Origin of the sequence: Streptomyces sp. NBC_01460 (assembly GCF_036227405.1) — a bacterium.
Lineage (GTDB): Bacteria > Actinomycetota > Actinomycetes > Streptomycetales > Streptomycetaceae > Streptomyces.
Map to the genome: position 1 here is coordinate 5,718,798 of NZ_CP109473.1, position 12,310 is coordinate 5,731,107.

General features: G+C 72.0%; 13 protein-coding genes and 1 pseudogene. 9 read left to right on the forward strand and 5 right to left on the reverse strand.

The annotated features are described in order from the left end of the window. The first annotated feature begins 22 nt into the window (after window positions 1-22). Both OG488_RS25975 and OG488_RS25980 read left to right on the forward strand, forming a co-directional pair. The gene (locus OG488_RS25975; RefSeq protein WP_329232949.1) at window positions 23-682 is read left to right on the forward strand and encodes a response regulator transcription factor; all 660 of its coding nucleotides are present in this window, start codon (window positions 23-25) and stop codon (window positions 680-682) included. Then, window positions 679-2,133: a sensor histidine kinase gene (locus OG488_RS25980; protein ID WP_329232950.1), complete on the forward strand. Its 1,455-nt coding sequence runs from the start codon at window positions 679-681 to the stop codon at window positions 2,131-2,133. The genes OG488_RS25975 and OG488_RS25980 overlap by 4 nt, the downstream gene beginning before the upstream one ends. Window positions 2,134-2,145: 12 nt before the next feature. Here the strand turns inward: OG488_RS25980 and OG488_RS25985 are convergent, their stop codons facing one another. The 4 genes from OG488_RS25985 to OG488_RS26000 form a co-directional block, all read right to left on the reverse strand. After that, the gene (locus OG488_RS25985) at window positions 2,146-2,622 is read right to left on the reverse strand and encodes a MarR family winged helix-turn-helix transcriptional regulator (protein WP_329232952.1); all 477 of its coding nucleotides are present in this window, start codon (window positions 2,620-2,622) and stop codon (window positions 2,146-2,148) included. 95 nt (window positions 2,623-2,717) lie between these two features. Next, on the reverse strand, window positions 2,718-3,491 hold the full coding sequence (locus OG488_RS25990; RefSeq protein ID WP_329232954.1) for an AIM24 family protein: 774 nt from the start codon (window positions 3,489-3,491) through the stop codon (window positions 2,718-2,720). Further along, window positions 3,488-4,138, reverse strand: coding sequence for an AIM24 family protein (locus OG488_RS25995; protein WP_329232956.1), 651 nt, complete (start codon window positions 4,136-4,138; stop codon window positions 3,488-3,490). The genes OG488_RS25990 and OG488_RS25995 overlap by 4 nt, the downstream gene beginning before the upstream one ends. Beyond that, window positions 4,138-4,770, reverse strand: coding sequence for an AIM24 family protein (locus OG488_RS26000; protein ID WP_329239002.1), 633 nt, complete (start codon window positions 4,768-4,770; stop codon window positions 4,138-4,140). Before OG488_RS26000 ends, OG488_RS25995 begins: the two co-directional genes overlap by 1 nt. A gap of 209 nt (window positions 4,771-4,979) precedes the next feature. On the opposite strand from OG488_RS26000, the gene OG488_RS26005 reads away from it, so the two are divergent. From OG488_RS26005 to OG488_RS26015, 3 genes are all read left to right on the forward strand, one after another. Continuing rightward, window positions 4,980-5,330 carry a DUF3817 domain-containing protein gene (locus OG488_RS26005; RefSeq protein ID WP_329232959.1) on the forward strand — a complete coding sequence of 117 codons (351 nt, stop codon included), beginning with the start codon at window positions 4,980-4,982 and terminating at the stop codon, window positions 5,328-5,330. Continuing rightward, window positions 5,327-5,620, forward strand: a complete 294-nt coding sequence (locus OG488_RS26010) for an MTH1187 family thiamine-binding protein (RefSeq protein ID WP_015578763.1) — start codon at window positions 5,327-5,329, stop codon at window positions 5,618-5,620. Before OG488_RS26005 ends, OG488_RS26010 begins: the two co-directional genes overlap by 4 nt. A gap of 243 nt (window positions 5,621-5,863) precedes the next feature. Further along, a complete protein-coding gene (locus tag OG488_RS26015) occupies window positions 5,864-7,189 on the forward strand; it encodes a glycosyl transferase (RefSeq protein WP_329232961.1) in 1,326 nt (441 codons plus the stop codon). Window positions 7,190-7,208: 19 nt separating this feature from the next. Here OG488_RS26015 and OG488_RS26020 read toward each other — a convergent pair whose 3' ends face one another. Then, window positions 7,209-8,195: an ArsR/SmtB family transcription factor gene (locus tag OG488_RS26020; protein WP_329232963.1), complete on the reverse strand. Its 987-nt coding sequence runs from the start codon at window positions 8,193-8,195 to the stop codon at window positions 7,209-7,211. 69 nt (window positions 8,196-8,264) lie between these two features. Between OG488_RS26020 and OG488_RS26025 the strand changes: the two are divergent. From OG488_RS26025 to OG488_RS26040, 4 genes and pseudogenes are all read left to right on the forward strand, one after another. Continuing rightward, window positions 8,265-9,594: pseudogene (locus OG488_RS26025) on the forward strand (MFS transporter). A gap of 9 nt (window positions 9,595-9,603) precedes the next feature. Beyond that, a complete protein-coding gene (locus OG488_RS26030) occupies window positions 9,604-10,119 on the forward strand; it encodes a MarR family winged helix-turn-helix transcriptional regulator (RefSeq protein WP_103760468.1) in 516 nt (171 codons plus the stop codon). A gap of 50 nt (window positions 10,120-10,169) precedes the next feature. Next, a complete protein-coding gene (locus tag OG488_RS26035; protein WP_329232964.1) occupies window positions 10,170-10,502 on the forward strand; it encodes a DUF3817 domain-containing protein in 333 nt (110 codons plus the stop codon). Between the two features lie 83 nt (window positions 10,503-10,585). Then, window positions 10,586-12,286, forward strand: coding sequence for an acyl-CoA mutase large subunit family protein (locus tag OG488_RS26040; RefSeq protein WP_329232966.1), 1,701 nt, complete (start codon window positions 10,586-10,588; stop codon window positions 12,284-12,286). Window positions 12,287-12,310: the final 24 nt, after the last annotated feature.

Sequence of the window (12,310 nt, forward strand, 5' to 3'; positions counted from 1 at the left end):
TCCGGTTTGGGAAGCTGTCCCCATGCGCCTGTTGATCGTGGAGGACGAGAAGCGGCTCGCGACGTCCCTCGCGAGGGGACTCACCGCCGAGGGCTTCGCCGTCGACGTCGTGCACGACGGCCTGGAGGGCCTGCACCTGGCCGGTCAGGGCGTCCACGACCTCGTCGTCCTGGACATCATGCTGCCCGGGATGAACGGCTACCGGATCTGCGCCGCCCTGCGCGCCGCCGGGCACGAGACGCCGATCCTGATGCTGACCGCCAAGGACGGGGAGTACGACGAGGCGGAGGGCCTCGACACGGGCGCCGACGACTACCTGACCAAGCCGTTCTCGTACGTGGTGCTCGTCGCCCGGATCCGGGCCCTGCTGCGCCGTCGCGGCGGCTCCGCCTCCCCGGTGCTCACCGCCGGCGCGCTGCGGATGGACACCGCGGCCCGCAGGGTCCGCCTGGGTGAGGACGAAGTCGTCCTCACCGCCAAGGAGTTCGCCGTCCTGGAGCAGCTCGTGCTGCGGGCGGGCGAGGTGGTCAGCAAGGCGGACATCCTGGAGCACGTCTGGGACTTCGCCTACGACGGCGACCCGAACATCGTCGAGGTCTACGTCAGCACCCTGCGCCGCAAGCTCGGCGCCGCGTCGATCCGTACGGTACGGGGCGCGGGCTACCGGCTGGAGACCTCGTGAGGTCCGTGCGCGCCAGGGCGGCCCTGGGCGCCACGCTGGTCGTCGCCGTCGCCCTGACCGTCGCGGGGCTGGCCGTACTGCTGGTGCTGCGCGGCAACCTGACGGACCGGGCCGGCCTGGAGGCCGAGGTGACCGCGCGGGAGGTGGCGGGGGAGCTGGCCCTTGGCAAGGCGTACGCGGAGCTGGAGGCGAGCGACGACGACAGCCACCCCGTCCAGGTGACCGACGAGGAGGGGCGCGTGGTGGCCGTCTCCAAGGACCTGGAGGCGATCTCGGGGACGGGCGCGTCACAGGTGGTACCGGCCTCCCCGGCACCGGTCCCCAGCCCGGGTGACGAGGATGACGACGATGACGACGACGGGACCGCCCCGCCCCGGAGCGAGGTCTCCTCCGACCCGCCGGACTTCACGAACGGCACCGCCACGGTCGACGGCGAGACGGCGGACTACCGCTTCGCCACCGTCGAGGTGACCACGCAGAAGGACGTCACCCTGACCGTCCACGCGGGCGCCCCCCTCGCGGCCGAGCAGGAGGCCGTGAACACCGTACGCACCTCCATGCTGGCCGGGCTTCCCGTCATGCTGCTCGTGGTCGCCGGGGTGACCTGGCTGGTCACCCGGCGCGCACTGCGCCCGGTGGAGGGCATCCGGCGGGAGCTGGCCGCGATCACCGCGTCCGAGGACCTCGGCCGCCGGGTGCCCGAGCCGGACTCGCGGGACGAGATCGCGCGGCTGGCCCGCACCACCAACGAGACCCTCACGGTGCTGGAGGGATCGGTCGACCGGCAGCGGCGCTTCGTGGCCGACGCCTCGCACGAGCTGCGCAGCCCGATCGCCTCGCTGCGCACGCAGCTGGAGGTGGGGGCCGCCCACCCGGAGCTGCTGGACGTGCCCGGAGCGGTCGCCGACACCGTACGGCTGCAGGTGCTGGCCGCCGACCTGCTGCTGCTCGCCCGCCTGGACGCGGGGGAGCGTCCGGGGCGTACGGCGGTCGACCTGGGCGCGCTGGTGCGCGAGGAGGTCTCCCAGCGCGCGGCGGACCGCATCCCGCCGGAGGTTTCCGTGACGGACGCCGAGCTGCTCGAAGTCGGCGGTTCACGCGGCCAGTTGGCCCGGGTCGTCGGCAATCTGCTGGACAACGCCGAGCGTCACGCGGAGCGTTCGGTCGCCGTCTCGGTGCGGGCGGACCGGGGCGACGTGCTCGTCGAGGTCACGGACGACGGAGCGGGCGTGCCCGAGGCCGAACGGGCCCGGATCTTCGAGCGTTTCGTACGCCTGGACGACGCCCGCAGCCGTGACGACGGCGGAGCAGGGCTCGGTCTGGCCATCGCCCGTGACGTGGCCTCCCGGCACGGAGGCACGCTCACGGTGGGTACGGCGCCGGGCGGCGGCGCCCGGTTCAGCCTGCGGCTGCCGGGGCGGCCCGGGGCGAGGGCGGCCGGCGACGGCTGAGGGCCGGCCCCGCTACGGCTTGCCGCGCCGCCCGCGCAGATGGTCCGCGATCGGGGTCAGGGCCGCGTGCAGTGCGGAGAGCTCCTCGGGGGAGAGCAGGTCCATGAAGTGCCTGCGCACGGACTCGACATGGTGCGGCGCGACCTTCTTCATCGTCTCCGCGCCGAGGTCCGTGAGGACCGCGAACAGTCCGCGCCGGTCCGACTCGCAGTGCTGGCGCCGCACCATGCCGGCGTTCTCCATGCGGGTGATCTGGTGCGAGAGCCTGCTCTTGGACTGCAGGGTGGCGGCGGCGAGGTCGCTCATCCGCATCCGCTGCTCTTCCGACTCCGAGAGGTTGACCAGGATCTCGTAGTCGTTCATGGTCAGGCCGAACGGCTGGAGGTCCTTCTCCAGCTGGTGCGTCAGCAGCCTGCTGACGTCCAGGTGGGTGCGCCAGGCGCACTGCTCCGCGTCGGTCAGCCAGCGAGTGGCCGTCTCGGTCTCCATGTATGGATTCTACCTAAGATGTTGAAAGACGGACGAAGTCTGGGAGTGTGACCCCTCGCACGTACTGCCGGGCGTCACACTCCGCAGACTACCGTTCACAGCCCGAAGCGACGCTGGAGGTCCCCCAGCTGACCGGGCATGCGGGGTGTGGAGCCGTGTTGACCGGCCCCGGGACCGCCCCCCGGCACCCCCGGTTCGTGCGGAACGGCGCCGGTGGCCTGCTCGGGCATGAGCACCTCGGTCGACTGGAGCAGGACCGTACCCGCCCCGACGAACTCGAACTGGTGCTCCTCGCCCGAGGTCCCGCCGATCCCGGTGAGCGAGCGGAGCCCGCCCATGACCCCGGTCATGTAGCCGTGATCGTAGTGGTGGCAGGGCGAGGGGCAGTCCGCCCACCCCACCAGCGCCTGCGGGTCCACCCGCAGCGGCGGCTCCATGAAGACCACCGGGCCGTTGGACGCGGCGACGAACTTCCCCGTCCCGATCAGGGTGAGGAACCCCGGCACGATGGACTGCTTCAGCGCCAGTGTCGGCTGGTACGCCAGCAGGTTCCCGGACCGGATCGTGAGGTTGCCGTCCTCCAGGTCGAAGGAGTTCACGTCGAAGGCCCGGTCGGCGAGCAGCATCTTGCCGCTGCCCTCGGCCACCACCCAGTCGCTCGCGTGCAGCGGGGAGTGGAAGCTCGTGCGGATCAGCCGCTCGAAGCGCCCGTGTCCGATGCCGTTGAAGTCGATCCGCCCGTAGTAGGCGATCATCTTGCCCTTCTGCAGGAACCACTGGCTCCCCTTGAGCTCCACGCAGAAGGTGTAGGCGTTGACGTTGTCGTCCGACGGCAGCGTCATCGGGTCGAAGATCACGGGCGTGCTCACAGCTTCTCCTCCGACGCCTGGACGTACACCGCTCCGTTGCCGCTGAGCTCCAGCTGGAACGCCTCACCGGAACCGCGCCCCACCATGTCGCGCCAGCCGAGCGCGGTGGACAGCTTGTTGGTCACGTCCCCGTGGTGGGCGACGTAGGCCTGCGGGTCCACGTGCACGGGCCTCCCCGGGGTGATCGGCAGCTCGATCACCCCGCCGTGCGCCATCACCGCGACGGCGCCGTGGCCCTTGAGCGTCGTCGTGAACAGCCCCTGCCCGGTCACCTGGCCGCGCACCATGCCCATCACCCCGCCCTGCGAGCCCATGAACATCGTGCCCTGGGTGAGCGTCCCGTCGAACGCGAGCAGCCGGTCGGCCTCCACGTAGAGGGTGTCGCCCGCCAGGCCGATCACCTGGATGTGGTGGCCGCCGTGGCCGAACATCACCGTGCCGTCGCCCTCGACCGTCATCAGCGGGGTCGCCTCGTTGGCCATGCGCCGGCCGATCATCGACCCCAGGCCGCCCTGCCCGCCCTGGATGTTCGGGGTGAAGGAGACCTCGCCCCGGTACGCGATCATCGCGCCCCGCTGGCTGTACATCTTCTGGCCGGGCCCCACCACGGCCTCGACCATCTTCGCGTTGATCTCACGGAACGGCATCAGACATCGCCCCCGACGGTGTTCCGCTCGCTGGGCTGGACATAGACGAGTCCGTCGCCCTCGAAGCGGATCTGGAAGGACTCGCCGGACCCCTCACCCATGAGCGTCCGGAAGTTCACCCCGGACTGGAAGTGCTGCTGGAGCCTGCCCTGATGGGCGATGTACGCCCCCGGGTCGACGTTCAGCGGGTACTGGGGCGTCACCCGCAGCACCACGGCCGAGCCGTCCGACATGATCGCCGCCTGGCCGGTGCCCTCGACGGTCGTGGTGAACAGACCGTTGCCGCTCGCCCCGCCCCGCAGCCCCGTGAAGGAGGTCCCGGTGCGCAGCGCGGCGTCGGTGGCCAGCAGATTGCTGGCCTCGACGTACAGCGTCTCGCCGTGCAGCGAGACGAGGTTGATCTCGCTCGCACGGTCGGCGAAATAGCAGGTGCCCTGCCCCGTCACCTCCATCATCACCATCTGTTCGCCGGTCAGCCGGCGGGTCACCATGCCGCGGAGGCCCTCACCGCCCCCGGACATCTTCTTGAACGCCATCCGGCCGTCGTACGCGACCATCGAGCCGTTCTTCGCCTTGACGGCATCGCCCGTCAGATCGACGGCGAGCGTCTTGCTGCCTTGGAGTCGGAACATCGCCACGGTGCGACGGTAGCCGCAGGAGGGTCCCGCGGACAGAGCCAGGTCGCCGGTCCCCGCCCCCGCACGACCCTGATATGGGCCGATACGTGCCGTGGGCGCCGGGCGCGGACCCCCTGCCGCCGGGGGCCGCGGCCGATGCCACAATGGCTGTGCTTGTGCCTGCGTTCACAAGCCGACACGCCCCTCCCACCGAAGGTGCCCTCGTGGACATCAAGACCGCTTCCGCCCTGCACCGGCTGCGCCTCATCTCGCTTCCCGAGGCGCTGTCCTTCCCGGCGCTGCTCATCTTCGGCTCGCTGCTCATGCGGGTCTCGGACATCGACTTCCTGATGCCGCCCCTCGGCGCGCTGCACGGCCTGCTCTTCACGATCTACGTGATCTTCCTCGTGGACGTGTGGGTCAAGGCCAAGTGGCCGCTCAAGCGCGTCGCGCTGTTCTTCCTCCTGGCGGTCGTCCCCTTCGGCGGCCTCTACGGCGAGAAGCTGCTCAAGAAGTACGAGGCCGACGGCGTCATCGCCGCCCGTGCCCGCGCCGAGGGGACGGTCAGCGCGTGATCGTCGCCTTCTCCGTCAGTCCGCTGGGTGTGGGCGAGGACGTCGGTGAGTACGTCGCCGACGCCGTGCGCGTCGTCCGCGAATCGGGCCTGCCCAACCGTACGGACGCGATGTTCACCTCGATCGAGGGTGAGTGGGACGAGGTCATGGACGTCGTCAAGCGGGCCGTCGCCGCCGTCGAGGCGCGTGCGGGCCGTGTCTCGTTGGTGCTCAAGGCCGACATCCGGCCCGGCGTCACCGACGGCCTGACCTCCAAGGTGGAGACGGTGGAACGGCACCTGGCGGGCTGACGCACCGTCCGTACCCCCGCCCCGCGCGGACGATCCGTACCCCCGCCCTGCGCGGACGAGGAGCCCCCGGAGGCGGGGGCTCCTCCCGTTCGGGCGAAGAAATCCCCTCACTCGGACCTGCCGGGTCGACACTGTGCGGCATCTCCCCTTCTGTGGGCGTACCGGCATATTCCGACCATGGGAGGCGTGATGCCGTCGCAGGGTCACGACCACGACAGCCGCGGCCGTGCCGCGGAACCGCCCGTGACGGGACGCCCCCCGGGGCACCGCGCCTTCCCGGGCGCGGGGGCGCACCGGGCAGGGGCGGTGCTCCTGATGGCGCTCGCCCCCGCGCTCACCGGACTGCTGCTGGTCCACCTCCTGTGGCCCACGCACTGGGCCACGCGCGGGGAAGGCCGGAGATGGCTGGTGCTCGCCGACTCCGTGACCTTGGTGTCCGTCGGTCTGATCGAGCTGTTCCTGCTGGTCAACGCGGTCGCCGTCGCCTACGCCGTGTCGGTCGCGAGGGACCCGGCCCCGATGGCGCCCGAGCCGGGCCTCGGGGTCGCCTTCCTCGTCACGTACACGCCGGGCAGGGAACCGCTCTCCGCGGTGCGGGCGACCCTGGCGGGTGCCGTACGGATGCGCCACCCCGGCCCGCTGGACGTGTGGCTCCTCGACGAGGGTGACGACCCCGAGGCCAGGATGCTCTGCGCCGAACTGGGAGTGCACCACTTCACCCGCCTCGGGGTGCCCGAGTGGAACCAGGGGGCGGGCCCGCACCGGGCCGGCGCGAAGCACGGCAACCTCAACGCCTGGCTCGCCAAGCACGGGGACGGTTACGAGGTCCTGGCCTCCGTGGACACCGGCCACGTCCCGCGGCCGGGCTTCCTGGAGCGGACGACGGGGTACTTCCACGACCCGGGCACCGCCTTCGTCGTAGGCCCGCCGGCCGACCGGAGTGACGCGGAGGCCGCCACCGGGGCCACCCGCTTCGACACGCTGGTCCAGCGCGCGGCCAACCGGCACGGCACACCCCTGCTGGCCGGAGCCGGGACCGTCGTGCGCGTCGCGGCGCTGCGCCAGGCCGGAGGCTTCCACGACTCGGCCGCGGCCGGGCCGGCCACCGGTCTCGGGATCCACCGCCTGCGCGACCCGCTGACCGGACGGCACTGGAGTTCCGTGCGGACCGCGGAGGTCCAGGTGGCCGGGGAGGGTGCGGCTTCCCGGCCGGACCGCTCCCGGTGGACGGCCGGGGTGCTTCTGCGGCCGTACGGGAGGGCGCTGCTCCGCGTGGGGCCCGGGCGGCTGCTCGGCTACACCCTGACGCTGCTCCGCCGCCCCGTGGCCGCCGTCACGTGCCTGCTCGCCCCGCTGAGTCTCCTGCTCGCCTGCACGCACGCGGCCTCGGGCGTCCGGGCCGTACTTCCCCTGGTGACCGCCGTCGTGCCGTGCGTGGTGCTGCTCGTCACGGTCGTGCGCGAGCGGGGGAGCCGGGGGAGCCGCCCCGTCGAGGACCGGTCGCGCCCGGTGCGCCCCGCGCAGGAGGCGGAGCCCACCCTGGCCACCACCCCGGCCGGAGGCCACTGACCCGCGCGGCCACGTGCGCTCAGGACTCCTGGCCCGCCAGCGCGATGCCGAGCGGGGTGCGCTCGTACAGCACCTGATGGCCGTACCGCCGTGAGGTCAGCAGGCCCGCCGCGCGCAGCGCCGACAGATGCGCCGACACGGAGGACGGGGCGAGCGAGAGCCGGTGCGCCAGCGCGCTCGTCCCGGCCGGTTCCCCCAGGGCGCACAGCACATCGGCGCGCGCCCGCCCCAGCAGCCGGGCGAGCGCCTCCGGCGTCCGGTCGGCGGACTCCGTCCACAGCCCGCCGATGCCGCGCGCGGGGTAGATCACGGCAGGCTGCCAGGGCGCTTCGTAGCCGCCGACCACATCCGGCCACACGAAGACGCTGGGCATCAGGACGAGCCCCTGACCGCCGAGGACCCGGCTGTGGTTCCCCCGGGTGCCGGCCACGGTCAGGGTCGAGTCCGCCCAGCGCAGCTGCGGACTGATCTCGCCGAGCAGCCGCTCGAAGCCGGTCTCGGCGAGGCGGCGCGAGTGGAAGGCGATGTCCGCCTCCAGCAGGGCACGCAGCCGGGGCCAGTGCGGCTCGACCATCACCTGCCAGGCCCGCTCCAGCAGGTCCGCCAGCTCCTGGACCGCTCGGGCGGGATCGCCGAGCAGCCGCCGCCCGACGGGGGAGTGCGGGCCGTCCGGGGTATCGGCGAGGGCGAGCGCCATGTCGTCGCGGGCGGTTGCCGGGTCCGTCGCGCGTACCGCCGCGATCTCCTCGGCGAAGGTGGCGAGCGGTCCGAGCGGCGGCGGGCAGATGAAGTCGGGGTTGTGGCCGCCGTCCGGCATCAGCGCCCACAGGGGTCCGAGATCCAGCCCGGCGGCGCCTTCCGCGACCCGCCGCAGCCAGGGCAGGTGGTAGCCGTGCCGGCCGGGCCGGTGCAGGGTGCGCACCGCCTCCTGCGTCTCCCAGAGCGGCGAGAGCGCGAAGCGGCAGCGGAGCAGGTCGCTCTCGTCGAAGTGCAGATGGAACGGCATGGGACACCCAACTTTCGGCGTGAGCCGAAAGTGTACGGACGGACGGGGGAGCTGCTCCACGCTGCGTCCATGCCGAACGACACCACCACCCACGCGCACACACCCCGCGAGGAGCCCGCCGAGGCGCCGGTCCCGGTCCCTGCCCCGGAGGGCGCCACGGCCGCCGGATACCGGGCCGTGTTCGCCGTGCGGGAGTTCCGGGCGGTCTTCGCCGCGCACCTCCTCTCGCTCCTCGGCGTGGTCGTCAGCGAGCTGGCGCTCACCGTGCTCGTCTACGACCTCACCGGTTCGCCCCTGCTCTCCGCCCTCACCTTCGCGCTCGGCTTCCTCCCGTACGTCGTCGGCGGCACCCTCTTCGCCGGGGTCGCCGACCGCTACCCGGCCCGCCGCGTCCTCGTCACCTGCGACCTGGTCTGCGCCGTCTGCGTCGCCGTGATGGTCCTCCCCGGCACACCCGTCGCGGGGCTGCTCCTGCTGCGCTGCGTGGTGGCCGCGGTGGCGCCCGTCTTCACGGGGACCCGCACGGCGGCCCTCGCCGACATCCTGGGCGAGGGCGACCTCTACGTCCTCGGGCGCTCGCTGCTCCGTCTCGTCTCGCAGAGCGCCCTGCTCGTCGGGTTCGGCGCGGGAGGGGTGCTGCTCACCGCGTTCTCCCCGCGCGGGGCGATCACCGTCACCGTGCTGACCTTCCTCTGCTCGGCCGCCCTGCTGCGCCTGGGTACGGCGGACCGGCCCGCGCGCACGGCCGCGGACACCGGCGGCGGGCTGCTCAAGGAGTCCTTCGCCGGGGCCAGGGCCGTCCTCGGCGACCGCGGGACCCGGGCCCTGCTGCTGCTCTTCTGGGTACCGGCCTTCTTCGTGGTCGCCCCGGAGGCGCTCGCGGCGCCGTACGCGGACGAGATCGGCGTCGGCCCCGCGGGCGTCGGACTGCTGATGTGCGCGATGGCCGTCGGCCACATCGGTGCCGAGCTGTACGTGGGCACCGCCCTCGGCCCGGCCGCCCGCTCCCGGCTCGTCCTGCCGGTCGCCGCCCTCGGCCTGCTGCCCCTCGTTCTCTACGCGTTCCGCCCGGGCACGGCCCTGGCCCTGGCGGCTCTCGTGCTCGCCGGAGCCGGTGCCGCGTACGTCATCGGGCTCGACCAGTGGTTCGTCGAGGCGGTCCCGGAGGAGCTGCGGGGCCGGGCCATGACGATCCTCACCGCCGGCCTGATGACGGTGCAGGGGCTCGGCATGGCGCTCGCCGGCCTGGCCGCGGAATTCCTCCCGGTGCACCAGGTGGTGGCGTACTCGGGTGCGATCGGCACCGCCTGCACGCTCCTGCTCGTCGTGGAGGTGCGGAGAACGCGTGTCCGGTACCGAAGTGCGAGACAGGGCTGACCGCCATGTGACCAGTGGGTAAGGTCGTGCCGTGCCGAAGCCGCTCAGCCTCCCCTTCGATCCCATCGCCCGCGCCGAGGAACTCTGGCACCGGCGCTGGGGGCCGGTGCCCTCGATGGGCGCGATCACGTCGATCATGCGTGCGCAGCAGATCCTGCTCGCCGAGGTGGACGCGGTGGTCAAGCCGTACGGGCTGACCTTCGCCCGGTACGAGGCGCTGGTCCTGCTCACCTTCTCGCAGGCCGGTGAGCTGCCGATGTCCAAGATCGGCGAGCGCCTGATGGTCCACCCCACCTCGGTGACGAACACGGTCGACCGGCTGGTGCGCTCGGGACTGGTCGACAAGCGCCCCAACCCCAACGACGGGCGCGGAACCCTCGCCTCCATCACGGACAAGGGGCGCGAGGTCGTCGAGGCGGCCAGCCAGGACCTGATGGAGATGGACTTCGGGCTCGGGGCGTACGACGCGGAGGAGTGCGCCGAGATCTTCGCCATGCTGCGCCCGCTCCGGGTGGCCGCGCAGGACTTCGACGACAAGCGGGAGTGAGGGGCGGGGCGCCTGAAGATCGCCCCGGCCGCCCGGTTAGTCTCGATGTCATGAAACGCAGCGTGCTGACCCGCTATCGGGTGATGGCCTACGTCACCGCCGTCATGTTGATGATCCTGTGCGTGTGCATGGTCTTCAAGTACGGATTCGACACCGGTGAGGGTCTGACCCTCGTCGTCTCGCAGCTCCACGGTGTCCTGTTCATCATCTACCTGGTCTTCGCCTTCGACCTCGGCTCCAAGGCGAAGTGGCCGATCGGCAAGCTGCTCTGGGTGCTCGTCTCGGGCACGATCCCGACCGCCGCGTTCTTCGTCGAGCGGAAGGTCGTCCGCGAGATCGAGCCGCTGGTCGCCGAGGGCTCCCCGCAGGCCGTCAAGGCCTGATCCGCACCACCCGAACCGCCCCGCGCGAAGCGCCGGGCGGTTTGCCGTCGACATTTACTAGGACGTCCTAGTAAATTTGATCCATGGACGCTCACGCGATCGAGGAAGGCCGCCTCCGCTGGCAGGCCCGTTACGACAAGGCCCGCAAGCGCGACGCGGACTTCACCACGCTCTCCGGGGACCCGGTGGAGCCCGTCTACGGGCCCCGTCCCGGCGACACGTACGAGGGGTTCGAGCGCATCGGCTGGCCCGGCGAGTACCCCTTCACCCGGGGGCTCCACGCCACCGGCTACCGGGGCCGTACCTGGACCATCCGCCAGTTCGCGGGCTTCGGCAACGCCGAGCAGACCAACGAGCGGTACAAGACCATCCTGGCCAACGGCGGTGGCGGGCTCAGCGTCGCCTTCGACATGCCGACCCTGATGGGCCGCGACTCCGACGACGCCCGCTCGCTCGGCGAGGTCGGCCACTGCGGTGTCGCCATCGACTCCGCCGCCGACATGGAGGTCCTCTTCAAGGACATCCCGCTCGGGGACGTCACCACGTCGATGACGATCAGCGGCCCCGCCGTCCCGGTCTTCTGCATGTACCTGGTCGCCGCCGAGCGCCAGGGCGTCGACCCGGCGGTGCTCAACGGCACCCTCCAGACCGACATCTTCAAGGAGTACATCGCGCAGAAGGAGTGGCTCTTCCAGCCCGAGCCCCATCTGCGGCTCATCGGTGACCTGATGGAGCACTGCGCCCGCGACATCCCGGCCTACAAGCCGCTCTCGGTCTCCGGCTACCACATCCGCGAGGCCGGGGCCACGGCCGCGCAGGAGCTCGCGTACACCCTCGCCGACGGCTTCGGGTACGTGGAGCTCGGTCTCTCCCGCGGGCTTGACGTCGACACCTTCGCCCCCGGGCTCTCCTTCTTCTTCGACGCCCACCTCGACTTCTTCGAGGAGATCGCCAAGTTCCGCGCCGCCCGCCGGATCTGGGCCCGCTGGATGAAGGAGACGTACGGGGCGCGGACCGACAAGGCGCAGTGGCTCCGCTTCCACACCCAGACCGCCGGTGTCTCGCTCACCGCCCAGCAGCCGTACAACAACGTCGTACGCACGGCCGTGGAGGCGCTCTCGGCGGTTCTCGGCGGCACCAACTCCCTGCACACCAACGCCCTGGACGAGACGCTCGCCCTGCCCTCCGAGCAGGCCGCCGAGATCGCGCTGCGGACCCAGCAGGTGCTCATGGAGGAGACCGGCGTCGCCAACGTCGCCGACCCGCTGGGCGGTTCGTGGTACGTCGAGCAGCTCACCGACCGCATCGAGGCCGACGCCGAGAAGATCTTCGAGCAGATCAGGGAGCGGGGGACCCGGGCACATCCGGACGGCACGCACCCCATCGGCCCGATGACCTCCGGCATCCTGCGCGGCATCGAGGACGGCTGGTTCACCGGCGAGACCGCCGAGTCGGCCTTCCGGTACCAGCAGTCGCTGGAGAAGGGCGAGAAGAGGGTCGTCGGGGTCAACGTCCACCACGGGTCCGTCACCGGCGACCTGGAGATCCTGCGGGTCAGCCACGAGGTCGAGCGGGAGCAGGTGCGCGAGCTCGCCGGGCGCAAGGCGGACCGCGAGGAGGCGAGGGTGCGGGGCGCGCTGGACGCGATGCTGGCCGCGGCGCGCGACGGTTCGAACATGATCGCACCGATGCTGGAGGCCGTACGGGCCGAGGCGACGCTCGGCGAGATCTGCGGCGTGCTGCGCGACGAGTGGGGCGTCTACACGGAGCCGCCCGGCTTCTGACGCCGGATCGGGGACCGCCCGGCT